The 21,030-nt window shown below is 70.2% G+C and carries 22 protein-coding genes and 6 tRNA genes; 9 read left to right on the top strand and 19 right to left on the bottom strand.

Annotation, left to right across the window (positions count from 1 at the left end; translation table 11 throughout):
- Positions 1-54: 54 nt before the first annotated feature.
- From OG331_RS39345 to OG331_RS39315, 7 genes are all read right to left on the bottom strand, one after another.
- Positions 55-2,793 carry a Tat pathway signal sequence domain protein gene (locus OG331_RS39345; RefSeq protein ID WP_406205748.1) on the bottom strand — a complete coding sequence of 913 codons (2,739 nt, stop codon included), beginning with the start codon at positions 2,791-2,793 and terminating at the stop codon, positions 55-57.
- Positions 2,794-2,881: 88 nt separating this feature from the next.
- Positions 2,882-3,481: a hypothetical protein gene (locus OG331_RS39340; RefSeq protein WP_406205745.1), complete on the bottom strand. Its 600-nt coding sequence runs from the start codon at positions 3,479-3,481 to the stop codon at positions 2,882-2,884.
- A gap of 14 nt (positions 3,482-3,495) precedes the next feature.
- Entirely contained in the window at positions 3,496-4,404 is a 909-nt protein-coding gene (locus OG331_RS39335) for a carbohydrate ABC transporter permease (RefSeq protein ID WP_406205743.1), read from the bottom strand.
- Positions 4,404-5,402, bottom strand: coding sequence for a carbohydrate ABC transporter permease (locus OG331_RS39330; protein WP_406205740.1), 999 nt, complete (start codon positions 5,400-5,402; stop codon positions 4,404-4,406). The genes OG331_RS39335 and OG331_RS39330 overlap by 1 nt, the downstream gene beginning before the upstream one ends.
- Entirely contained in the window at positions 5,402-6,727 is a 1,326-nt protein-coding gene (locus tag OG331_RS39325) for an ABC transporter substrate-binding protein (protein WP_406205737.1), read from the bottom strand. The genes OG331_RS39330 and OG331_RS39325 overlap by 1 nt, the downstream gene beginning before the upstream one ends.
- Positions 6,728-7,084: 357 nt before the next feature.
- Positions 7,085-7,156: transfer RNA gene (locus OG331_RS39320), tRNA-Val, on the bottom strand.
- 88 nt (positions 7,157-7,244) lie between these two features.
- Positions 7,245-7,703 (bottom strand): TIGR02611 family protein, encoded by a 459-nt coding sequence (locus tag OG331_RS39315; protein WP_384194977.1) that lies wholly within the window; start codon positions 7,701-7,703, stop codon positions 7,245-7,247.
- Positions 7,704-7,894: 191 nt separating this feature from the next.
- On the opposite strand from OG331_RS39315, the gene OG331_RS39310 reads away from it, so the two are divergent.
- Both OG331_RS39310 and OG331_RS39305 read left to right on the top strand, forming a co-directional pair.
- Complete coding sequence (locus OG331_RS39310) at positions 7,895-8,308, top strand: SsgA family sporulation/cell division regulator (protein ID WP_004002642.1); 414 nt, start codon at positions 7,895-7,897, stop codon at positions 8,306-8,308.
- Positions 8,309-8,627: 319 nt separating this feature from the next.
- The gene (locus OG331_RS39305; protein ID WP_406205733.1) at positions 8,628-9,188 is read left to right on the top strand and encodes a CGNR zinc finger domain-containing protein; all 561 of its coding nucleotides are present in this window, start codon (positions 8,628-8,630) and stop codon (positions 9,186-9,188) included.
- 67 nt (positions 9,189-9,255) lie between these two features.
- Here the strand turns inward: OG331_RS39305 and OG331_RS39300 are convergent, their stop codons facing one another.
- Both OG331_RS39300 and OG331_RS39295 read right to left on the bottom strand, forming a co-directional pair.
- The gene (locus tag OG331_RS39300; RefSeq protein WP_004002639.1) at positions 9,256-9,408 is read right to left on the bottom strand and encodes a hypothetical protein; all 153 of its coding nucleotides are present in this window, start codon (positions 9,406-9,408) and stop codon (positions 9,256-9,258) included.
- A gap of 154 nt (positions 9,409-9,562) precedes the next feature.
- Entirely contained in the window at positions 9,563-10,006 is a 444-nt protein-coding gene (locus tag OG331_RS39295; RefSeq protein WP_406205730.1) for a hypothetical protein, read from the bottom strand.
- Positions 10,007-10,234: 228 nt separating this feature from the next.
- Here OG331_RS39295 and OG331_RS39290 point away from each other — a divergent pair, with 228 nt between their 5' ends.
- On the top strand, positions 10,235-10,759 hold the full coding sequence (locus OG331_RS39290; protein WP_406205727.1) for a DsbA family protein: 525 nt from the start codon (positions 10,235-10,237) through the stop codon (positions 10,757-10,759).
- Between the two features lie 29 nt (positions 10,760-10,788).
- Here OG331_RS39290 and OG331_RS39285 read toward each other — a convergent pair whose 3' ends face one another.
- The 3 genes from OG331_RS39285 to OG331_RS39275 form a co-directional block, all read right to left on the bottom strand.
- Positions 10,789-11,613: a GNAT family N-acetyltransferase gene (locus tag OG331_RS39285; RefSeq protein WP_406205724.1), complete on the bottom strand. Its 825-nt coding sequence runs from the start codon at positions 11,611-11,613 to the stop codon at positions 10,789-10,791.
- 63 nt (positions 11,614-11,676) lie between these two features.
- Positions 11,677-12,498 carry an aminotransferase class IV gene (locus tag OG331_RS39280; RefSeq protein WP_406205721.1) on the bottom strand — a complete coding sequence of 274 codons (822 nt, stop codon included), beginning with the start codon at positions 12,496-12,498 and terminating at the stop codon, positions 11,677-11,679.
- Positions 12,495-13,541 (bottom strand): chorismate-binding protein, encoded by a 1,047-nt coding sequence (locus OG331_RS39275; protein WP_406205718.1) that lies wholly within the window; start codon positions 13,539-13,541, stop codon positions 12,495-12,497. Before OG331_RS39275 ends, OG331_RS39280 begins: the two co-directional genes overlap by 4 nt.
- Positions 13,542-13,719: 178 nt before the next feature.
- On the opposite strand from OG331_RS39275, the gene OG331_RS39270 reads away from it, so the two are divergent.
- From OG331_RS39270 to OG331_RS39250, 5 genes are all read left to right on the top strand, one after another.
- Positions 13,720-13,792: transfer RNA gene (locus OG331_RS39270), tRNA-Gly, on the top strand.
- A gap of 38 nt (positions 13,793-13,830) precedes the next feature.
- Positions 13,831-13,904 (top strand) — tRNA-Cys (locus tag OG331_RS39265).
- 1 nt (position 13,905) lies between these two features.
- Positions 13,906-13,977: transfer RNA gene (locus OG331_RS39260), tRNA-Val, on the top strand.
- A 34-nt stretch (positions 13,978-14,011) separates the two neighbouring features.
- Positions 14,012-14,083: transfer RNA gene (locus OG331_RS39255), tRNA-Val, on the top strand.
- Positions 14,084-14,132: 49 nt separating this feature from the next.
- Positions 14,133-14,204 (top strand) — tRNA-Val (locus OG331_RS39250).
- A gap of 52 nt (positions 14,205-14,256) precedes the next feature.
- On the opposite strand, the gene OG331_RS39245 is transcribed toward OG331_RS39250, so the two are convergent.
- From OG331_RS39245 to OG331_RS39230, 4 genes are all read right to left on the bottom strand, one after another.
- The gene (locus tag OG331_RS39245) at positions 14,257-14,559 is read right to left on the bottom strand and encodes a zf-TFIIB domain-containing protein (protein ID WP_328882845.1); all 303 of its coding nucleotides are present in this window, start codon (positions 14,557-14,559) and stop codon (positions 14,257-14,259) included.
- A gap of 80 nt (positions 14,560-14,639) precedes the next feature.
- On the bottom strand, positions 14,640-15,593 hold the full coding sequence (locus OG331_RS39240; protein WP_406205715.1) for a phosphotransferase: 954 nt from the start codon (positions 15,591-15,593) through the stop codon (positions 14,640-14,642).
- A 448-nt stretch (positions 15,594-16,041) separates the two neighbouring features.
- On the bottom strand, positions 16,042-16,239 hold the full coding sequence (locus OG331_RS39235) for a hypothetical protein (RefSeq protein ID WP_406205713.1): 198 nt from the start codon (positions 16,237-16,239) through the stop codon (positions 16,042-16,044).
- 234 nt (positions 16,240-16,473) lie between these two features.
- The gene (locus tag OG331_RS39230) at positions 16,474-16,713 is read right to left on the bottom strand and encodes a hypothetical protein (protein WP_328428941.1); all 240 of its coding nucleotides are present in this window, start codon (positions 16,711-16,713) and stop codon (positions 16,474-16,476) included.
- A gap of 196 nt (positions 16,714-16,909) precedes the next feature.
- On the opposite strand from OG331_RS39230, the gene OG331_RS39225 reads away from it, so the two are divergent.
- Complete coding sequence (locus OG331_RS39225; RefSeq protein WP_406210604.1) at positions 16,910-18,343, top strand: protein kinase domain-containing protein; 1,434 nt, start codon at positions 16,910-16,912, stop codon at positions 18,341-18,343.
- A 25-nt stretch (positions 18,344-18,368) separates the two neighbouring features.
- On the opposite strand, the gene OG331_RS39220 is transcribed toward OG331_RS39225, so the two are convergent.
- The 3 genes from OG331_RS39220 to cobA all read right to left on the bottom strand — a co-directional run bounded on the left by OG331_RS39220 (position 18,369) and on the right by cobA (position 20,897).
- Positions 18,369-18,761 (bottom strand): NUDIX domain-containing protein, encoded by a 393-nt coding sequence (locus OG331_RS39220; RefSeq protein ID WP_406205709.1) that lies wholly within the window; start codon positions 18,759-18,761, stop codon positions 18,369-18,371.
- 11 nt (positions 18,762-18,772) lie between these two features.
- Positions 18,773-19,591: a TrmH family RNA methyltransferase gene (locus OG331_RS39215; RefSeq protein WP_406205707.1), complete on the bottom strand. Its 819-nt coding sequence runs from the start codon at positions 19,589-19,591 to the stop codon at positions 18,773-18,775.
- Between the two features lie 64 nt (positions 19,592-19,655).
- Positions 19,656-20,897 carry a uroporphyrinogen-III C-methyltransferase gene (gene cobA, locus OG331_RS39210; protein WP_406205704.1) on the bottom strand — a complete coding sequence of 414 codons (1,242 nt, stop codon included), beginning with the start codon at positions 20,895-20,897 and terminating at the stop codon, positions 19,656-19,658.
- Between the last annotated feature and the right edge of the window lie 133 nt (positions 20,898-21,030).

Here is a 21,030-nt window from a genome sequence, read left to right as displayed (position 1 = left end):
CCGCCGCCCGTGCGGCGGCGCTCCTCCTGCCCGACCGGCCTCCCCGGCAGGCCGCTAGGACGGCATCCTGTCGCCCAGCAGCGCCAGGTTCTCAATGGCGGCGAGCCCGTACAGCGCGGTGTCGTTGGTGGACACCCAGGCGGCCTCGCTGCCCGGGACCAGCGCGTCGGGGCCGCTCAGCTTCTCCGTCCGCCACGGCGCCGACTCCTTGTAGCCGTCGGAGTTGTAGAACTTCTCCCACGCGCGCGTGGCGAGCTTCTCGTCGCCGGTCCGGACGGCGGCGTACGCGTCGAGGCGCGAGTGCCCCTGGAAGAGCAGCAGGGAGCCGAAGTTGGAGCCGTAGCGTGCCGCCTGCTCGGTCTTCGTCGCGTTGAAGTAGCGGCAGTAGTCGTAGTACGCCTCGTTGAACTTCGGCATGTCGACCAGGCCGATCAGCTCGGCGCACAGTTCGTTCAGGCCGAAGACCGCGGAGAGGTGGGAGACGCCGACGACGGGCTTGTCGGCGACGGCGAACCTGCCGGTGTCGAGGTCGTAGAAGCCGCTGCCCTGCACGAAGCCGTATGGCTGGGCGGCGATCGTCTCCATGGTGGACAGGACCCGCGCCTTGGCCTTCTCCCACTTGGGGCCCTTGCGCTCCCACTCCGTCAGCCACGCCGAGACCAGCCCGCTCCAGTCGGTGCCGAAGCCGATCGACAGGGCGTGCCGGTCGGGGGTGTACGGCTCGGTGCGGATCTTGCGGATCGGGTCGAGGACGAGGAAGGTCTCGTCGGAGTCGACGTTGGCGTGCATGAGGTCGCCGACGCGTTCGTCCGCGGTGAGAAAGTAGTAGTAGCGGCGGTACGTGGTGTTGGCGATGCGCTGCTGCTTGGCGCTGTCGGCGTAGTGCTGCACGCCGTGCCGGGTGCCGAGGCCGGCCCATTCGCCGAGGTGGTAGACGTCGACCTCACCGGTGTGCCGGGTCATGGCCTCGGCGAACCGGAAGATGTCCGCGCGTCCGCTCCTCAGGTACGCGAACCACAGCCACAGGTCGGGCGAGAGCTCGGAGTTGTCCCAGGCGTAGCCGCCGATGTCGTACCGCCACTGGTGCCTGACGGTGTCGTAGGTGTGCATGATGTCGCCGTAGTCCCAGAAGCCGTACCAACGGCGCATCTCCACCTGGTCCTTGTAGTAGGTGAAGAGGAAGTCGAGGTGGTCCTCGATCTTCGCCTTGGCCGGCGTGGAGCGGTCCGGCTCGGAGTACAGGCCCGGCCCGAAGACACCCGCCCCGATGAGCTGCGCGGGCGGGGCGGCGAGCTGCGGCAGCACCCGTACGGCCTCGACCTGTCGGGCCAGAGTCTCGGGTGAGGGCGTCGACTCGTTGGCCCAGAAGAGGAGTTCGGAGGTACGGGCGATGCCGTAGGGGGTGCCGAACTCGGGCTCGTAGTCCTCGTAGGTGATGTTGAGGCCTTCGAGCTGCTCGGGGTAGGTGTCCTGGCCCATGCCGTCGTGGTAGAAGCGCAGGTCCATGGGCTGTGCCTCGGGCGACCAGAGCCACATGGTGACCTCGGCCGCGTCGGTGTGGGCGTCGCGGATGTCGAGCTGGGCCGGGAACTTCTCCCAGAAGTCCCGCAGCCCGAAGGAGAGCCCGCCGCTGACGCCCCCGACGTATCCGAAGCCGGAGGCACGCCTGCCGCCGCCGGCGCCGATCCAGCCGTAGCCCTTCTTCGTGCGCTTGCGCAGGGTGAAGCCGTCGGCGGAGAGCTGGGAGAGGGTGTAGTCGCCCCACTCCGGGATGTACTGCAGCCGGGTGGTCACGCGCTGGTCCCAGGTGGACGGGTCGGGCAGCTTCTCCCCCGCGAACTGCGCCGCCTGTACGGCCGTTCCCGGATCGCGCCGCAGCCCGGTGATGCCCTTGACGGCCTCGCGGAGCATGCCGGTGCCCTCGCCGCCGATGCGGACGTGGCGGTCGTACGACTCGTCCCGCATCGGGACGGTGAAGCGCACGCCGAGGCCGCGGATGAAGTCGCCGCTCGCCTTGCCCGGCTCCTGCGTGCCGTCGTACGTGATGGTGTGGACCATGCGGAAGGAGTCGGCACCGGCGTAGAAGTAGAGGCGGATGGAGAACGGGAGCCAACTCCGGCCCCCCTTTCGGTGCTTGCCGTCGATACGGACGACGGCGCGGACGGGGCCCTCCTGCTCGACGGTGACCTCGGAGATGGCTCCCTCGAAACGCTCGGTCTTCACCGAGCCCTGGTCCTCGTCCTCGATCTCGGGCTGGCGGATCAGCACGAGGCGGCCGTTCCTGGCGATCTCGGTGGAGCCGCGGGTGACCGACTTGATGAGTGTCGCCCCCGACTTGCCGATCTTCGCGGTGATGACGCCGGTGGAGACGGTGATCACGCCGCCGCTCTTGTCGACGGTGACCTTCTTCTCCGGTACGGCGGCCTCACCGGCCCTCAAGGACAGCTTGCCGGTGCCCGAACTGACCGCGTGGGCGGTCCACTTGAGCGAGCCGTCGGGCCAGTGGGCGATCGGCCAGGACTGGACCGGCACCTCCTTGCCGTCCGCGTCCCTGACCGCGAAATCCTGGTCCTGCCGATAGGCGCCCTTCGGCCAGGGGACGCCGACGGTGGAGCCGGGCGCGGCACCGAGGCCGCCGTCCTCCAGCCAGTCCAGGGTCACAGGGTCATCGTCGGCTCCGGCGCCTCTCGGCGCGGCCTGCGCGCCCTTGGCTCCTGGCGCCCAGCTGAACTGCGCGGCGGCTCCGGCGACGGCGGCCGCCTTGAGGAGGGACCTGCGGGGGATGGGGGACATGACCTTTCCTTTCCATGGGCAGATGGTCAGGGGCATGACAGAGAGAGGCGGCGCCCGGAGCGCCGGCCTTGTGCGAGGCACCGCCGCTTCAGCGGTGCCGGTACCGCTCCTCCACGGCGACGGCCGCCGCTACGACGGCCCCGAGAACAGGGACCGCCAGCGGCGCGGCGAACCAGGCGGAGGCGGCCACGACGGCCAGCCCGCCGATGATCAGGAAGGTCCCGGCGGGGTCGAGCACGGTACGGCGGCCGGCGCCGGCGAGCAGTCCCCGCCAGCCGGCGTCGGGCGTCCAGACCGCCGCGGCCCGCAGCAGGGACACGACGGCACCGATCAGCGCGAACACCCCGATGGCCCCGACGAGCGGCCCGCCGGGAATCCCGGCCCGCGCGGCCTGGACGTCCACCCGGACCGCGCCCGCCACGGCCCACCCGGCGAGCCCGACGACCCACCCACGCCGCACGGCCACCCGGAAGTCGGCGACGAACTCCCGCAGACCACCGCCCTCGTGGGCGATGCGGCGACGCAGATGCCGGGCCCCGGCGGCGAGGGCGGGCGGATAGGTGACCACGCCGAGGGAGGCCACCGCGATCCACACACCGGTCAGCAGACACTCGGCGAACACACCGAACTTCTCGGCGAAGACGGACTCCCCGCGTGACGTACGAGCCTTCGCCCGCGCTTGGGCCATCGTGACCGCCCCCCTCAGCCCTTCAGTCCGGAGGTCGCCATGCCGTCGATCAGATACCGCTGGAAGGCCAGGAAGAAGGCCAGGACCGGCAGCAGGGCGACGAGCGACATGGCGATCATGCCGCCGTAGTTCGCGATGCCCTCCTGGTCGACGAACATCTTCAGGCCGAGGGAGACGGTGTACTTGTCGGGCTCGTTGAGGTAGATCAGCGGGCCCATGAAGTCGTTCCAGGCGTTGATGAAGGTGAAGATCGCGCTGGTGATCAGGGCCGGCCGGCACAGCGGCAGCATGATCGACCAGTAGATCCGGAAGTGCCCGCAGCCGTCGAGGCGGGCCGCCTCGTCGAGTTCCTTGGGCAGGTTCCGCATGAACTGCACCATCAGGAAGACGAAGAACGCCTCCGTGGCGAGGTACTTCCCCAGCAGCAGCGGGGTGTAGGTGTTGATCATCTCCATGTTGCGGAACAGCACGTACTGCGGGATCAGCAGCACGTGGTACGGCAGCAGGAGGGTGCCGATCATCAGCGTGAACAGCAGATTCCGGCCCGCGAACCGGATCCTCGCGAAGGCGTACGCGGTCAGCGAGCAGGACACCACGATCCCGATCACCGACCCGACCGCGAGGAAGAGCGAGTTGAGGAAGAAGGTGGAGATCGAGATGTCGGCGATGCCGTCGGCGAGGCTGGTGTAGTTGGAGACGCTCGGGTCGCCCGGGAAGAGGTCCAGGCTGCCGATGATGTCCTCGCTCTTCTTGAACGAGCCGCCGACGACCCAGATCACCGGGTAGAGGATCACCGCGAGGACCAGCAGGGACCCGATGTGCCAGGCCACGGAACCGGGCAGTCGGCGGCGCAGCGCTCCGGCCCGCGCGGAGGGCGCCGGCTTGATGTGCGCCGGCTGGATGTCGGTTGCCGGTGCGCTCATCAGGCGCCCTCCTCGTAGTGCACCCAGCGCTTCTGGGACCAGAACAGCACCGCCGTCACCAGGGCGACCGCGACGAGCAGCATCCAGGCCATGGCGGAGGCCAAACCCATCCGGCTGTTCTCGAAGCCCTGGACGTACAGATAGCAGGTGTAGACCATCGAGCCGTCGGCCGGACCGCAGGCGTTGCCTCCGGCGCCGCCGCCGACGATGTAGGCCGAGCTGAAGATCTGGAAGGAGTGGATGGTCTCCAGCAGGACGTTGAAGAAGAGGACCGGGGAGATCATCGGCAGGGTGATGTTCCAGAACCGCCGCAGCTTGCCGGCCCCGTCGACCTCGGCCGCCTCGTACAACTCGCGCGGGACCTGCTTGAGGCCGGCGAGGAAGATGACCATGGGGGCGCCGAACTGCCAGACGGTGAGCGCCACCAGGCTGTAGATGATCAGGTCCGGATCGCCCGTCCAGCCGCCGACGTCGATCCCGAAGACCTTCTGCGTACGGTCGACGATCGCGTCGTCCGAGAAGATCGCCTTCCAGACGATGGCGACGGAGACGCTCGCGCCGATCAGCGACGGGGCGTAGAAGGCGGCCCGGTAGAAGGCCTGCCCGCGCCGCTTCTGGGCCAGGAGGAGCGCCACGCCGAGGGCCGCGAGCAGCTTGAGCGGCGTGCCGACGACGACGTACCAGAGCGTCACCTGCACCGAGTGACGCCAGCGCGGGTCGCCGAACATCTCGGAGAAGTTGTCGAGGCCGATCCACTTGGGCGCGTCGAAGAGGTTGTAGTCGGTGAAGGCGAAGTAGAGCGAGGCGATCATCGGGCCTGCCGTGAGCAGCAGGAACCCGGCGATCCAGGGGGACATGAAGAGATAGCCGGCCAGGTTCTCCCGGCGGACCCGCCGCTTGAGGGCGGCGGGACGCTCGGGCCGCACCGGGCCGTGCCGCGGCTCGGAGCCCTTGGCCGGGCCCGCCACCGCAGGGGCGTGTGTCACGGCGGTTCCCATCAGCCGGCGAGAGCCGTCTTCGACTCGGTGAAGAACTGCTTGACGGCCTCGTCCACCGACCGCTTGCCCAGCGCGAGCTCCTCGGCGATGCGCAGGAACGCGGCCTCGCAGATGTCCGCGCCGTTCGGGTGCGGGGTGATGGGCTCCAGGACGCCCGCCTCGACGAGGGAGGTCTCGTAGGCGGCGATCCCCTTGTTGACCTCGTCCGTCGGCTGGAACGCGTCGAACTGGGCCTGGGTCGCGGGCACACCCCGGTCATAGCCCATGATCTTGGCGACCTCGGGGTCGTGCACCATGAAGTCGATGAACTGGGCGACCTCCTTGGGGTGCTCGGTGCGCCTGGAAGCGCTGAGCATCAAGGAGCCCAGGTACTGGCCGGTCTTCTTGCCGTCGGTGGTCGGGATGGGGGCGAGGCCGTACTCGCTCTTGCCCTCGGACGTGTAGCGGACCGTGAAGTTGTCCCAGGTGAACTCGCCGCCGGCGAGCTCGGCGGAGACGGCCGACTTGGGCTTGATCTGGGCGACCTTCTTGGCGTCGGCGTAGACGCCCTCCTGCACGCCCTTCTCGGCCTTGGTCCACCAGTCCGTCAGATCCGCCTCGGTGAAGCCGAGTCCGTCCTCGGTGAAGAACGCCTTGCCGTTCTGTCGGAGATAGAGGTCGTAGAGGTACATGACCCCGTACATGCCGCTGTCCCCGGCGCGCCCCGCCCTGTCGCGGATCCTCTTCATCGCCGCGTCGAAGTCGTCCCAGGTCCAGCCCTGTTCCGGCTTCACGCCCGCCTTGGTGTAGACGGGCTTGTCGATGACCAGGGCCATCGAGTTGGAACCGACGGGAACTCCGAGGAGCTTTCCGTCGATCTCGCCGAACTTCTCCAGTCCCGCGCGGAAGCCGTCCATCGACAGATTGCCGGCCTCGACCTGCTCATTGAGATCGAGCAGCACATTCTTCGCATCGTATTTGCGCAGGAAGCCGATGGCATTCTGGAACACGTCCGGCGGATTCCCCCCGGAGGCCTGGGTGTTGAACTTCTTCCAGAAGTCGGTGTACGGCTGAAAGTCCGTCTTGACCTTGATCTTCGGGTACTTCTTGTGGAACAGCTCAATGGTCTTGTTGATGCGCTCGGCGCGGTCCTCGGCACCCCACCACGCGTAACGGATCGTCACCGTCCCATCGGCGGAGGCCCCTCCGTCCCCACCGCAGCCCGTCGTCGCGGCCAGCCCGAGTGTGGCCGCCGTGGCGCCGGCGGCCTTCAGGATCGTACGCCTCTCAACATTCCTGCTGGTTCTCACGGTCGAGCCTCCCCGCAGCGTCGCTGCCGCCTGCATGAATCGTTTCAAGTAAGCGCTTGCTGGCACAAGCTACGGAGGGCCTCGGGGTGCGTCAATGATTCGGACAGGAATTTCTTGGCGGCCGGCAGGGCGGGGCGACGGCACATGGAGGCGAGCCAGCCGGGCCGTGTGCCCGGGTTTCTCGCGTCGACGCAGGTCAGAGGCGTGAGATCGGGGCCTCGCACAGCGAGTGCGGCGTACGTCCGTCCCGGTCGGCCGACGGTCGGTCGGTCACGGGTGAGTTGACGGGATGCCACCTAGGCAGGGCACGCCCCTGCCGGGCCGGGTGACGCATGCCGACCGGAAACGACGGCGGCCCGCCTGCACAGTCGCAGGCGGGCCGCCGGATCCGGGTGGGCGATACTGGGTTCGAACCAGTGACCTCTTCGGTGTGAACGAAGCGCTCTCCCACTGAGCTAATCGCCCGGACGCAGAGAGAACATTACCCCATGTCAGGGGGTGCGAGTGACCAGCGCGAACCCGCAGCGGCCGACGTCCGCACCCCCGTCGCGGATCACTGGTCCTTGATCTTCCAAGGCATCACTATGCCGAACTTCCACAGGTAGATCCCGAGGATCACACCCACGATCACCAAGCCGATCGACGTCAGGATGATGTTGCGACGGCGCACCTTCGGGTCGAGGGCCCGCTGGGCCGCCTCGGTGACCTTGCGCTTGGTCCAGCGCAACACGAGCTGGGCCCATACGAACTCGGTCGCCCAGACCGCCATGCCCCCGAAGATGACCACCCAGCCGGGACCCGGCAGAGGCAGCAGGATGATGCCGGTGACGACTATCGCCAGGCCGATGACGAAGACGCCCACCTGCCAGCTCAGATGCAGCGCTCTACGCGCCTTGACGAACTCCGGAGCTTTTGAGCCGAGCCCCTGCTCGCTGTCGCCTTTCACACCGTCCACTTCGGTCTCGTCGTCAGCCACGGCAACCTCGCCCGGCTCGTTACTCCCCGTATTCATACGGCCAAACCCTACCGGACGGAAACCAGTCACCGGAATGGGCGTACCTCGCGAACGGGTTCTCGGCCGGAAGAGTTACGTAAACACACGCAAAACACTCAGAGGGGTTTACAACGGCACCGTAGGTGGCATGTCGATTTCGCCGACGTGCGAATCCCCGAGCGCACACTGAGCGAAAGGCCCTGGCGCTTATGAACACCACGGTCAGCTGCGAGCTGCACCTGCGCCTCGTTGTGTCGAGCGAGTCATCCCTGCCTGTCCCCGCAGGCCTGCGGTACGACACGGCCGACCCCTACGCCGTGCACGCCACCTTCCACACCGGAGCCGAGGAGACCGTCGAGTGGGTGTTCGCCCGCGACCTCCTCGCGGAGGGCCTCCACCGACCCACCGGAACCGGCGACGTCCGTGTCTGGCCGTCGCGCAGTCACGGTCAGGGCGTCGTCTGCATCGCCCTGAGCTCTCCGGAGGGCGAGGCTCTGCTCGAGGCCCCGGCACGGGCTCTGGAGTCCTTCCTGAAGCGAACGGATGCCGCGGTGCCCCCCGGTACGGAGCATCGGCATTTCGATCTCGATCAGGAGCTCTCGCACATCCTGGCGGAAAGCTAGGCCGAGGCCCCCGCAAGCCGCCCGGCGCCGTCGACTCGGGGAGACGGCTCGGGCCAAGACAACCGCATAGGGCACACATCAGCGCCGCCTCCGCTCCGCGGGGGCGGCGTTGGCGCGCTCGGGGAGGGCGGGTGGGTCGGTGACCGTGAGTACACGCCGACGGTTCCCGTCCGGGCGGCCCGGACGGGAACCGTCGGCGCTGCTGCGGCGTTGTATTCGAAGCCACGTACGGTCGTGGCCGGTCTGTGGGCGCTGCGAGCCACTACCATCGGCCAGCATCGGCGGGCGCCCCGCCCGACCTCAGGCCAGGGAGCGAAACGTGCTGATCACCCATGACACCCGGTGTGCGCTCGATGCCGTGGTGGATCTGGTGAACACCGCACCGGAAGGCGACGAGACGCCGGACGCACTGCCGGACGTCGCGGCGCTCGCCGATTTCGTAGAAAAGCACGAAATCAGCGATGTCGGTGTCCTCTCGGAGTTCGATCTCTCCGCGGTGCGCAAGGTGCGCGGGCGGTTCGCCGAGATCTTCGCGGAGCCCGACCCCCGGACCGCTGCCGGGCTGATCAACGATCTCATCGCCGCCGCCGGAACCACCCCCCGGCTCACGGACCACGACGGCTACGACTGGCATGTGCACTACTTCGCCCCCGGCGCCTCCATCGGCGACCACCTGGCGGCCGACTGCGGCATGGCGCTGGCGTTCTTCGTGGTGGCCGGAGAGCAGGAGCGGCTGCGGCGCTGTGAGGCGCCGGACTGCCGGCACGCCTTCGTGGACCTCTCCCGCAACCGTTCGCGACGCTACTGCGACAGCCGCACCTGCGGAAACCGTCTGCATGTCGCCGCCTACCGGGCTCGCCGCAAGGAAGCGGCGGGCTGAGCGGTTCGGCGAGATGCCGGTGTCTACGCGGGCCCCGGCGGGTGGCGCCGGGGGCCGCGGGTACGGCTCAGAGCAGCAGCAGATCGTGCAGCGCAGCCATGAGCAGCAGACACCCGATCACCGCAAGGAAGATCATCAGCGGTGGCTGGGAAAGGGCGAAGAGGCACCCGCGGGGCTCGTCCTGAGGTGGCGCGGCCTCGCTTTGTGTCGTGTCCAGCATCTCGCGGCGATGATGACGTAGTTGTCCCTCGTCGCGCGATCAACACGCCCGGGATGAGCGGGAGTTCGCCGAATTCCGCGATGTCCGCTTCGAGTGATGATCGCTTACGGCCGGACGGCGACCCACTGTGTCGTTTCAGTCCTGCGTGCGGGCGTCATATGCCGTGCTTCTTGAGGATCGCCTCGATGTCGCTGAAGTCGTCCGAGGCCCCGGCCTTGGGCGCGGCCGCGGGCCGGGTCGGCTGACGGGAGGCCGCACCCAGCGAGGGTGCCGAGGCCGCCGGGGCCACCGCCTCACGCTGTGCGCCGGCCTTGGCTTCCTTGCGCTCCTTGCGCGTGCTGCCACGGCGGCGCTCCACCGCGCGGCTGCTCGCGAACAGCAGCCACGCGACGCCGAGCACTCCGAAGCCCGCCCACGCGGTCGGGCTGAACGCGGTGTCCGCCAGCCAGTCGACGACACCGGTCATCACCAGCCCCAGGGGCACCAGCGAGTACGCGGCGATGCGCGTGGCCGCGAGGAAACGCTTGCGGTACGCCGTGATCGCCGCGATGCCCAGGCCGGCCGCGGCGGCGGCGGAACAGACGGTCTCGGCAATCATCCGGTCCTCCAGGGCAGGCTGAGTCGGTCAGGGCACTTCGTCCCTTCCATCCTGCACCGTGGCAACCCCGCCCGGCCATGCCTGGGCCCGACATCAGGGACATCTCCGGGTCATCTCCTCCGCAGGTCCCGGTCGCGGCAGTACGGCAAGGCGTCGGCGTCCGGGCCTGGTCCGGCGAGGAACCCGGTCGGGTTGGGTGGCCCGCGCCGGTGCTGGGAGACTGGAGCCATGAGCGACTCCTCCCCCGACCGCCCCGCCGCCCCCGTCCTGGACGTCTGGTGCGAGCTGCAGTGCCCCGACTGCCGCAGCGCCCTGGACGATCTCCGTGCCCTGCGGGCCCGCTACGGCGACCGGCTGGAGCTGCGGTTGCGGCACTTCCCGCTGGAGAAGCACAAGCACGCCTTCGCCGGTGCACAGGCCGCCGAGGAGGCTTTCGAGCAGGGACAGGGGTGGCCGTACGTGGAGGCCGTGCTGGGCCGGGTCGAGGAACTGAACCGTAAGGGTGAACCCTTCCTGGTCGAGGCGGCCGGGGAACTCGGCCTGGACACCGAGGAGTTCGACACCGCGCTGGTCGACGGCCGGCACATCTTGATCGTCGACGCCGACCAGGCCGAGGGCAAGGCGATCGGCGTGACCGGCACGCCCACCTATGTGATCGGCGGCGAGCGCCTCGACGGCGGCAAGAGCCAGGAGGGGCTGCGCGAGCGCATCGAGGAGATCGCGGACCGGCTGCTGGCCGAGCCGAGTGCCTGACTCTGCCGTGGCCCTCGGCCGGCCGACGGCTACAGCAGCGTCTTGTACAGGGCGTACTGCGTCGTCTCGTAGCCGAGTGACTCGTAGAGCCGCTCGGCCGGGACGTTGTCCGCGAAGACATTGAGACCGATGACCCGCTGCCCCGCGGCGATCGCCTGGGTCTCGGCCGCCAGCATCAGCGTGCGTCCGTGTCCCTTGCCCCGGTGGGCCGGGTAGGTCTCCACATCGAAGACGAACGCGCGGCCTTCGCGCTTCGCCACCCACAGAGTGCCCACCGGGGTTCCCTGGTGCTCGAGGACGCTCAGGAACACATCCGGCGTGCGCAGACCGTCCGGCAGCAGTGCCGCATGGTCCCGCTCGGACTTGGCCCGTGCCTCGGCCTCCGGGACCCCACGCTCGGCCCAGCTGCGGGCGTATCCCTCCCGGCTCTCGTCCAGCCAGGACCCGTACTCGGCGTCCGTCATGGGCCGCGCCCGGCTGCCCCGGGGCAGATCGGGCCCAGTGTCGCCGAGCGCCTTCTCCATGCCGCGATTGCGTACGACGTAGCCGAGCGCCGTGGCGAGGCGCAGGCCCGGTCCGGCGTCACCGGCGACCGTCGCCTCGATGCGCCGACAGCCCCAGCCGCGCGCCACCTCCTCCGCGGCGAGGGCGGCCACCGTGCCCCGGCCGCGGCGCCGGTCCGGTTCCTCGATCCGCAGCTCGGATATTCGGGCCACCGTGTCACCGAAGACGGGATGGGTGCCGAGGTGGAGTACACCCACGGGGCGGCCGTTCACACACACCTGGAAGCGGCGCGAACGGGTCCCGTCCTCGTTGTGCTGAAGCGGCTCGGTCGGCCGCAGGGTCGTGGTCATCAGGGGTTGTTCTACCCACCGCACCGGCCCACGGCAGCTCATTTTTTCGCGTGCTCGTCGCTCTTACGGATCGAGGTCGTCGCCCGACCGCTCGGCGAAGATCCGCATGGCCTTGGCGGTCACCGGACCCGGTGCGCCCGGCAGTTCGCGGTCGTCGACGCGGTGTACGGCCTGCACGTCCCGGAGAGTGGACGTGAGGAAGACCTCGTCGGCCCGCTCGAGGGCGTCCAGCGGCAGGTCCGTCTCCTTCGCGCCGGTCCACTCGATCGCCAGCACGCGCGTGATGCCCGCGAGGCAGCCCGAGGCGATCGGCGGGGTGTGGATCTCGCCGTCCAGGACGACGAAGACATTCGAGCCGGTGCCCTCGCAGAGCTGCCCGACGGTGTTGGCGAACAGGGCCTCGGAGGCGCCGTGTTGGTGGGCGCGGGCGAGGGCGACGACGTTCTCGGCGTAGGAGGTCGTCTTCAGTCCGGTGAGCGCCCCGCGCTCGTTGCGGGTCCAGGGCACGGTGATGACGGCCGTGGAGTCGGGGCGCCGGGCGGTCTCGCCGAGAGCGACGACGAGGGTCGGTCCGTGCTCGCCACGGTCGGAGCCGAGGGGACCGTGGCCGCCGGTGTAGGTGATGCGCAGCCGGCCGAGCGGCATCGGGTTGGCCGCCATGACGGCGGCGCAGGCGCGGCGCACCTCGTCCTGGTCGGGGTCGGGCAGACCGAGACCACGTGCCGAGCGCGTCAGCCGGTCGAGGTGCCGGGTCAGCGCGAACGGACGGCCGTCCACCGCCTTCACCGTCTCGAAGATGCCGTCGCCCACGGTCAGCCCGTGGTCGAAGACGGAGACACGGGCGGACTCCATGTCCTGCAGCCCGCCGTCCAGCCAGATCTTCACGATTGCAGTCCCTCTCCAGTCACCTCGTACACCCCCGACGCTACCGCGAGCAGCCGCGACGCCTTCAGCTCGGTCTCCCGCCACTCCCCCTCGGGGTCCGACCCCCAGGTGATCCCCGCGCCGGTGCCGAAACGCAGCACGCCCTCGGCCCGGTCGATCCAGAAGGTACGGATCCCGACGGCCAGCTCGCCGACACCCCGGTCGGCGTCGACCCACCCGATGCCACCGCAGTACGGGCCCCGGGGCGCCGTCTCCAACGCGTCGATGATCCGCAGAGCGCTCGACTTGGGCGCACCGGTGACCGAGCCGGGCGGGAAGGCGGCGCCGAGCAGCTCGGGCCAGCCGGCGCCGGCGCCCAGCTCGCCGCGGACGGTGGACACCAGATGAACAAGTCCCGGGTGCTTCTCGACGGCGCACAGATCGGGCACGGTCACCGTCCCGGTGGCGCACACGCGGCCGATGTCGTTGCGCACCAGGTCCACGATCATCACGTTCTCGGCGTAGTCCTTCTCCAGCAGGTCCGCCTCGGTCCGCCCGGTTCCCTTGATCGGCCCGGACTCGACAACACGCCCGTCGCGACGCACAAAGAGCTCGGGTGACGCGGTGGCTATCTCAACCCCGTGCCCCGGCAGCCGGATCGTTCCTGCGTACGGCGCCGGGTTACCGCGGGCCAGCAGGGCCGTGAGGTCGTCCACATCCGCGTCCGGCCCGATCGGCGCGCTCAGGACGCGACACAGATTCGCCTGATAGACCTCGCCGGCCGCTATGTGCTCGCGGATGCGCCGTACGCCCGCCGTGTACGCGACGCGGTCGAGCGACGACGTCCAGTCACCGGCAGCCGGACCGAGCCACCGCCCCGGCACGGGCGCGGGCACCGGCTCCTCTCGTACGTCCCGGAAGCGGGCGCAGGTCAGACCGCCCTCGAAGTCGGCACAGACTGCCCAGAAACCGCTGGAGTCCAGGGCCGCTGGGTCGTTGGTCACATCGAGGAGGCCGGTGGCCACGCGATCGCCGAAGCGGGCGAGGGGAGGGAGGTCGGACACGCAGTCGAGTCTATGGCGGGTGTCCTGCGGGTGACCTGGCCATGTCCCGTCGGGAGCCGTCGGCAGGTCCCTGAGCAGGCGCAGCGCAGCACGCTGCACAAACGCGTTTTTGTGCTGGCCCCGGAATCCGCTAGAGTTCAACTCGTCGCCGGGCCGCGCGAGCGGAACGAAACGACAAGCGGACGTAGCTCAGTTGGTAGAGCGCAACCTTGCCAAGGTTGAGGTCGCGAGTTCGAGCCTCGTCGTCCGCTCGAAGGAACAGGGGATCTTCCCGACCCCCTACACTCCTGGTGGAGTGGCCGAGAGGCGAGGCAACGGCCTGCAAAGCCGTCTACACGGGTTCAAATCCCGTCTCCACCTCCAAGGACGATTAGCTCAGCGGGAGAGCGCTTCCCTGACACGGAAGAGGTCACTGGTTCAATCCCAGTATCGTCCACTGGATCTTCGACAGATCATCGAAGGTCTGACCCGCGCGATTAGCTCAGCGGGAGAGCGCTTCCCTGACACGGAAGAGGTCACTGGTTCAATCCCAGTATCGCGCACGCAGCAACTTCGTGATCTTCAGGTATGTCTGTTCGATCATGGTCCCGAGGACGATTAGCTCAGCGGGAGAGCGCTTCCCTGACACGGAAGAGGTCACTGGTTCAATCCCAGTATCGTCCACACACCGAAGCCCCCGGTCCGACGACCGGGGGCTTCTTCGTGCCGCTGCGGCTCAGCTGGAGAACAGCATGTGGCCGAAACTCTTGTGACGCTTGTGGCCGTAGTGACCACCGTGACCGCCGTGGTGGCCACCGTGCGGGGCGCCCCACGCCGGGGCCTGCGGGGCGGCGGCCGGGTAGGCCTGCGGGGCGGCCGGAGGCGGCGGGGCCGGCTGGGCCCACTGGGACTCCAGGCGGGTCAGCGACTCCAGCTCGCCGTAGTCGAGAAAGATGCCGCGGCAACCGCTGCACTGCTCGATCTGGACGCCGTTGCGGTTGTACGTGTGCATGGGGGCTCGGCACTTCGGACACTGCATGGTCGGCTCAACTCCTCGCCGGTCGATCCTGCTTCGCGTATCGCCAGAACAGACTCTGTCCGGCTGCGGTCGGTTGCACCCTACTTTGCGTAATCCCGGGTCAACTCAGGGGGGACGGAAGCCATTCGGTCACAGGCGTCCACGAGCGACTGCTCGACCTCGTCCAGGAGACGCCCCTCGGCCAAGGCCTTGGTGATCGCCCTTGCGGCGGTCTGCACGGTGAGGGCGCGGGCCGGGATGTCCAGAGCGGGCCAGGGGTCGCCGTCCGCGGGAACGGCCGGTCCGCCGGCGGCGCGGTACGCCGACAGGAATCGCTCCCACTCCTCGGGCGACAGCAGCCCGCAGGCGTACCAGGCGGCCGGACGCCCGAGGTCCCAGGCCGGCATGCCCACGCCGAGGTCGTCGACGTCGATGAGCAGCCAAGGGCCGTCCGGGGCCGGGTGGCGGACGAGTTGGCCGAGGTGGAGGTCGCCGTGGCAGAGGGTGCTGGTGTCGGGCTGCGAGGCCTCGCCGCGGGCCCAGGCGGGGAGGGTGTCCCAGGCGCGGAGGACGGCGGCGGTGTCGGCGGCCGGGCTGTCGCCCTTTTGTGTGCGGAGGCGGTCCACGGCGTGGGCGGCCTTGGCCGGGCCGCGCATGGGGCGCAACGTCACCGAGGCGTCGGTCGAGGTCCGGTGGAGGCGGGCGAGGAGGGTGGCTGCCGCTTCCCAGGGGGCCGCGTCGGGATCGCCGGGGTCCACGGGGGTGCCGTACGGCCAGAAGGTGACCAGTCGGCCGTGAAGGTCGGCGGGTATGGGGGTGAGCGGGGCCAGGAGTATGCCGGGGAGGTTGGCGGCGGTGGTGAGGCGGGGGGTGAGTTCGGTGGGGGTGAGGTCCGGGGCGTGGGCCTTGGCGACGGTGTCGGCGTGCCGGACGACGGTGGCGTCGGGGCGGTCGGCGAGGGTGACGGTTGCTCCGCAGGGACAGGGGTGGGGGCGTGTGTGTGCCGTGGCCTCGGCGTGTGCGGAGAGGGCGGGTAGGAGGGGGTTCGGGGTCACTGGGGTCCCTTGTGTGCGGGGAGGACTGGGCCGAGGGTACGTGGGTGACGGGGTTGGCTTGGGTGGGGGCTGCTTGCCGGCGGCCCGGGCCGGGCGTCCGGGGTGCGCCCGGATGTCTCGCCCCCGCCGCCCCTACCCTTCCCGTCCTTGAAGGGGCTCCGCCCCTTCGACCCCGGCCCTGGGGGCTGCCGCCCTAAGACCCCCGCTTCGGCCCTGAACGGGCCTCGTCCTCAAACGCCCCCAGAGGGGGTGCCCCCGGACGGGCTGAAGTGCCTGGACCGGCGTCAAGAGGCGCACGCACTCCGCCATCGGCCCGTAGGGAAAAGCAATGCCGGCGCAGCTCCCCAGCTGCGCCGGCATTTTTGCCGTCCGCCGCACCCCCGTCCCCACGGGGTTTCATGGATGGATGTCCCCGCCCGGACCGCTCTTCCGGGCCTGGGGTCGCCGCTCAGCGCCCCAGCATCACACCCACGGACGACGCCTGTGTGGCCACTGTCTCCCAGCCGTCGAAGACGACGAGGAGCAGGACCGCCAGGGGAAGGGCCATGAGCGTCGCCACCAAGGGGTGGCGGCGGCCCTGGCGGCGCGGGCTCAGCAGCGTGCGCTGCTGCGTGCGGATCAGTGTCCGCGGTGCCGTCTGGGCCATGGTCCCTCTCCTGACCTGTGTCAGTTGTCGTTGGCAGCGGCGGGTGTCTGACCTCGGGGGACGAGTGCTGCACCCGCCGCTTGACCTCAAATCTAGGCGGCCGGGCCACGCCGGGCGTCATGCCCTCGTACCGATTGGCGGGCCTCCCGGAGGATGAGCCATCACCTGAGGAGTACTCCCCTGGGTGGAGACGAGGTCCTAGGTCTCGGGGTCTTCCCCGAGGGGACGCCCGGTCTACACCGGTTTCTCCGAGCTGTCCTCGCGCGGCACAGGCTGCTCGACCAGCGCGAGAACCCGGTTCGCCATGAACCGCGCCGTACGCACGACAGTCCCGCTTCGGGTGACTTCGCTCACTTCCACGACACCTCGGCGCACCGCCGTCTCCACCCGGCGGCCCGCCCTGCTCGCCACGACCTCATAGGTGCGGGTCGTGTCCCCCGCATCCACGACTATCTCCACGCGATCACCCTTCACGGGCCCAATCCCCCTTCTGCGATGGGTGGTTGGGGGACATTGCGGGGCGAAGTCGCCCTGCTCGCCAGCCCCCTGACCACCCTTCAAGTCTCCCACCCACCACTGACAATCCATCGGCCCGAGAGGGCGCGGCCTCTGCGCACGGCGGCCCGTGGAAACGTAAGCTGTGGCTCGTCAGACGGACCGGGTAGCGGGGATGAACATGGCGATGATGCGCCTGAGGCGCGAGGACCCGCGCGTCGTCGGCTCGTTCAGGCTTCACAGACGGCTCGGCGCAGGCGGAATGGGCGTCGTCTACCTGGGCTCCGACAAGAAGGGGCAGCGGGTCGCGCTCAAGGTGATCCGGCCCGATCTGGCGGAGGATCAGGAGTTCCGCTCTCGGTTCGCGCGTGAGGTGTCGGCGGCACGGCGGATTCGCGGTGGCTGTACGGCACGCCTCGTGGCCGCGGACCTCGAGGCGGATCGGCCGTGGTTCGCCACCCAGTACGTGCCCGGGCCCTCCCTGCACGACAAGGTCGCCGACGAGGGGGCGCTCGGCGCGGCCGATGTCGCCGCCGTCGGGGCCGCCCTGTCCGAGGGCCTGGTCGCCGTCCACGAGGCCGGTGTCGTCCACCGGGATCTCAAGCCCTCCAACATCCTGCTGTCCCCCAAGGGCCCGCGGATCATCGACTTCGGCATCGCCTGGGCGACGGGGGCCTCGACCCTCACCCACGTCGGCACCGCGGTGGGCTCCCCCGGCTTCCTCGCCCCGGAGCAGGTGCGCGGCGCCGCGGTCACTCCGGCCACGGACGTCTTCTCCCTCGGCGCCACCCTCGCCTACGCGTCCATGGGCGACTCGCCCTTCGGACACGGCAGCTCCGAGGTGATGCTGTACCGCGTCGTCCACGAGGAGCCCCAACTGCACGGCGTGCCGGACGCGCTCGCTCCGCTGGTGCGGGCATGTCTCGCGAAGGCCCCGGAGGAGCGGCCCAGCACGCTGCAGCTCTCGCTGCGTCTGAAGGAGATCGCGGCCCGGGAGGCGCAGGGGCTGGCGGACGTACGCCCGCCCGCGCCGCGTTCCGGAGAGGCGGACCGGCCGACCGGGCGGCTCGCCGACACCTACCCGGAACAGCAGCGTCTCCAGCGCCGCCCGCAGGGCACTCCCCCGCCGCGCGGTGTTGCCGCCCCCCGCGGCAACGGTGCGTCCCGCGGACCTGGTCCCGCGCGTGACGGGGTTCCCTCGCGGGGCGGCAGCGCCCTGCCCGGCGGTACGGCCTCGGCCCGGCCCGGCCCCCGGCCGATCCCCGCCTCGCGCAAAGCCCCACGCTCGGGCGGCGGCGGCAGCCGGCCCGCGCCACGCAACGGCGCAGGCCGCCCGGCGCCGCGGACGGGAAGCGGTCGGCGGCCCGCCAACCCGCAGCTGCTGCGGCAGCGGCTGTTCGTGTTCGTCGTGGTGACGCTGCTCGTGGCGCTCGGCATCGCGGCGGCGCAGGGCTGCCAGGGCCCGGACCGCGGGCTCGGCGGTGACGGGGACGTCGTACGGCCGCAGCACGAGCAGCGGCAGGAGCAGGTGGAACCCGGATACACGCCGCTGGATGAGGACGACCTGATGTCCCAGCGGTACGAGTCGACCTTCGAGATCCGCGACTAGGCGACGGGCTCGGGCGGAAGGGGCCTCACAGGGTCGGCAGGATCCGTTCGAAGAACTCCCGGTCGCCCTCGAAGACCGGGTCCAGGGACAGGAACTCCTCCGGTGTGACCCAGCGGGCCTCGGCCACCTCGCCCGGGTCGGGGACGATGTCGCCGGTCTCGGCGTTCGCCGTCCACCAGTGGAGGCGGAAGCGGCCGTCGTCCGTCTCGGACTCCCAGACCTTGGCCAGGGGTACGACGGCGAGGCCGACCTCCTCGCGGACCTCTCGGACGACGGCCTCCCGCTGGGTCTCCCCCGGCTCGATCCTGCCGCTGAGCGGTTGCCAGTAGCCGGGGCGTGCGACGGCCGGGCCACGGCGGATGGCGAGGACTCGGTCGGCTCGGAGGAGGACCGCCACGATCGCCTCGCGTTGTGCCATCGCCGTACGGCCTAGATCTGCGGGCGGCCCGAGGCCACCGCGTAGAAGGCGACCGCTGCCGCCGCGCCGACGTTGAGGGAGTCGACGCCGTGGGACATCGGGATGCGGACCCATTCGTCGGCGGCGACCAGGGCCTGGGTGGAGAGACCGTCGCCCTCGGCGCCGAGCATCAGGGCGACCCGGTCCATCCGGTGCGGGGCGGCCTCGTCGAGGGTCTTGGCCTTCTCGTCGGGGGTGAGGGCGAGGAGGGTGAAGCCCGCCTCGCGGACCGACTCCAGGCCCTTGGGCCAGGTGTCGAGGCGGGCGTACGGGACCGAGAAGACCGCGCCCATCGAGACCTTGACGCTGCGGCGGTACAAGGGGTCTGCGCAGTCCGGGGAAAGCAGGACCGCGTCCATGCCGAGGGCTGCCGCCGAGCGGAAGATGGCGCCGATGTTGGTGTGGTCGTTGACCGACTCCATGACCACCACGCGGCGGGCGGACTGGAGGAGTTGGGTGGCCGTCGGGAGCGGTTTGCGCTGCATGGAGGCGAGCGCGCCGCGGTGCACGTGGTAGCCGGTGACCTGCTCGGCGAGCTCCGGGGTGACCGCGTAGACCGGGGCCGGGAGCTCGTCGATGACATCGCGCATGACGTCGACCCACTTGGCCGAGAGCAGCATCGACCGCATCTCGTAGCCGGTTTCCTTGGCCCGTCTGATGACCTTCTCGCCCTCGGCGATGAACAGGCCCTCGGCCGGCTCGCGCTTGCGGCGCAGTTCGACGTCGGTCAGGCCCGTGTAGTCGCGCAGGCGCGGGTCGTCGGGGTCATCGACGGTGATGAGATCGGCCACAGGGTGATACTGCCTTGTCCTGGGTGTGGTGCCAACGGTTCGGTACGGGTTGGGTTACCCGCGGTTACGCGGAAGGGTTCGGTCCGCTCGGCCCCACGTTCACGACGTCGCCGATGACGATGACCGCCGGCGGCTTCACCTCGTGGGCGAGCACGGTCTCGGCGGCCGTCGCGAGGGTCGCGTTCACCCGGCGCTGGGCGGCCGTCGTGCCCTCCTGGACCAGGGCGACAGGCGTGTCGGGGGACTTGCCGTGGGCGATGAGGGTCTCGGCGACCTTCCCGATCGTGGCGACGCCCATCAGGATCACCAGCGTGCCGGTGAGCTTGGCGACGGACGGCCAGTCGACCAGGGAGCGCTCGTCGTCGGGGGCGATGTGGCCGCTGACCACCGTGAACTCATGGGCGACGCCCCGGTGGGTGACCGGGATGCCGGCGGCGCCCGGCACCGAGATCGAGCTGGAGATGCCGGGCACGACCGTGCACGGGACGCCGGCCTCGGCCAGCGCCTGGACCTCCTCCATGCCACGGCCGTAGACGAAGGGGTCGCCGCCCTTGAGACGTACGACCGACTTGCCCTGCTTGGCGTGTTCGATCAGCGCGTTGTTGATGGCCTCCTGGGCCATGAACCTGCCGTACGGCAGCTTCGCCGCGTCGATCACCTCGACGCTCGACGGCAGTTCCGCGAGCAGGTCGCGCGGGCCCAGGTGGTCGGTGATGACCACGTCGGCCTCGGCGAGCAGGCGGCGGCCGCGCACGGTGATCAGGTCCGGGTCGCCGGGGCCGCCGCCGACGAGGGCGACTCCGGCGGTACGGGTGCGGTGGTGCGGGGCGACGAGAGTGCCGTCGCGCAGGCCCTCGACGACCGCGTCGCGGATCGCGGCGGTGTGCCGGGGGTCGCGGCCGCGCGCGTCGCTGGTGAGGACCGCGACCGTGACGCCCTCGCTGGTTCCCGTGGCCGGGGTCCAGGCGGTGGCGGCGTCGGCGTCGTCGGAGCGGACGCACCAGACGCGGTGGCGCTCCGCTTCCAAGGAGGCGCGGGTGTTGGCGTCGTCGTCGCTGGTGGCGATCAGGGCGTACCAGGCGTCGGCGAGGTCGCCGTCCTCGTAGGGGCGCTTCTGCCAGGTGATCTCGCCTGCGTCCGCCATGGCTTCGACGGAGGGGGTCGCGTCGGGGGACACGAGGTGGATGTCCGCGCCCGCCGCGATGAGGGCCGGGAGGCGGCGCTGTGCCACCTGGCCGCCGCCGAGGACGACGACCCGGCGGCCGGTGAGGCGGAGGCCTACGGGGTAGGCGGGGTGTTCGGCCATGAGGTGCGGCTCCTCGTCCTGGCAATGCGATGGGTGCTACGGCACTGGAGCAGCCCTGACGTGCGGATTTTAAGGGGTTGGTTCAGAGTACGGCCGGGGTGGGGTGCACGCAGGAGCGCGTGCCCCACCCCGG

Source organism: Streptomyces sp. NBC_01017 (assembly GCF_045162795.1).
In the GTDB taxonomy this organism is placed as follows: Bacteria; Actinomycetota; Actinomycetes; order Streptomycetales; family Streptomycetaceae; genus Streptomyces; species Streptomyces machairae.
This window is presented reverse-complemented; position numbering and strand designations above follow the sequence as displayed.

Excerpts from the sequence above, each read along its gene's own strand:
- OG331_RS39345 (WP_406205748.1), bottom strand. The coding sequence starts at position 2,793 with ATGTCCCCCATCCCCCGCAGGTCCCTCCTCAAGGCGGCCGCCGTCGCC.
- OG331_RS39340 (WP_406205745.1), bottom strand. The coding sequence starts at position 3,481 with ATGGCCCAAGCGCGGGCGAAGGCTCGTACGTCACGCGGGGAGTCCGTC.
- OG331_RS39335 (WP_406205743.1), bottom strand. The coding sequence starts at position 4,404 with ATGAGCGCACCGGCAACCGACATCCAGCCGGCGCACATCAAGCCGGCG.
- OG331_RS39330 (WP_406205740.1), bottom strand. The coding sequence starts at position 5,402 with ATGGGAACCGCCGTGACACACGCCCCTGCGGTGGCGGGCCCGGCCAAG.
- OG331_RS39325 (WP_406205737.1), bottom strand. The coding sequence starts at position 6,727 with ATGCAGGCGGCAGCGACGCTGCGGGGAGGCTCGACCGTGAGAACCAGC.
- OG331_RS39315 (WP_384194977.1), bottom strand. The coding sequence starts at position 7,703 with ATGAATACGGGGAGTAACGAGCCGGGCGAGGTTGCCGTGGCTGACGAC.
- OG331_RS39310 (WP_004002642.1), top strand. The coding sequence starts at position 7,895 with ATGAACACCACGGTCAGCTGCGAGCTGCACCTGCGCCTCGTTGTGTCG.
- OG331_RS39300 (WP_004002639.1), bottom strand. The coding sequence starts at position 9,408 with ATGCTGGACACGACACAAAGCGAGGCCGCGCCACCTCAGGACGAGCCC.
- OG331_RS39295 (WP_406205730.1), bottom strand. The coding sequence starts at position 10,006 with ATGATTGCCGAGACCGTCTGTTCCGCCGCCGCCGCGGCCGGCCTGGGC.
- OG331_RS39290 (WP_406205727.1), top strand. The coding sequence starts at position 10,235 with ATGAGCGACTCCTCCCCCGACCGCCCCGCCGCCCCCGTCCTGGACGTC.
- OG331_RS39285 (WP_406205724.1), bottom strand. The coding sequence starts at position 11,613 with ATGACCACGACCCTGCGGCCGACCGAGCCGCTTCAGCACAACGAGGAC.
- OG331_RS39245 (WP_328882845.1), bottom strand. The coding sequence starts at position 14,559 with ATGCAGTGTCCGAAGTGCCGAGCCCCCATGCACACGTACAACCGCAAC.
- OG331_RS39235 (WP_406205713.1), bottom strand. The coding sequence starts at position 16,239 with ATGGCCCAGACGGCACCGCGGACACTGATCCGCACGCAGCAGCGCACG.
- OG331_RS39225 (WP_406210604.1), top strand. The coding sequence starts at position 16,910 with ATGAACATGGCGATGATGCGCCTGAGGCGCGAGGACCCGCGCGTCGTC.
- OG331_RS39220 (WP_406205709.1), bottom strand. The coding sequence starts at position 18,761 with ATGGCACAACGCGAGGCGATCGTGGCGGTCCTCCTCCGAGCCGACCGA.
- cobA (WP_406205704.1), bottom strand. The coding sequence starts at position 20,897 with ATGGCCGAACACCCCGCCTACCCCGTAGGCCTCCGCCTCACCGGCCGC.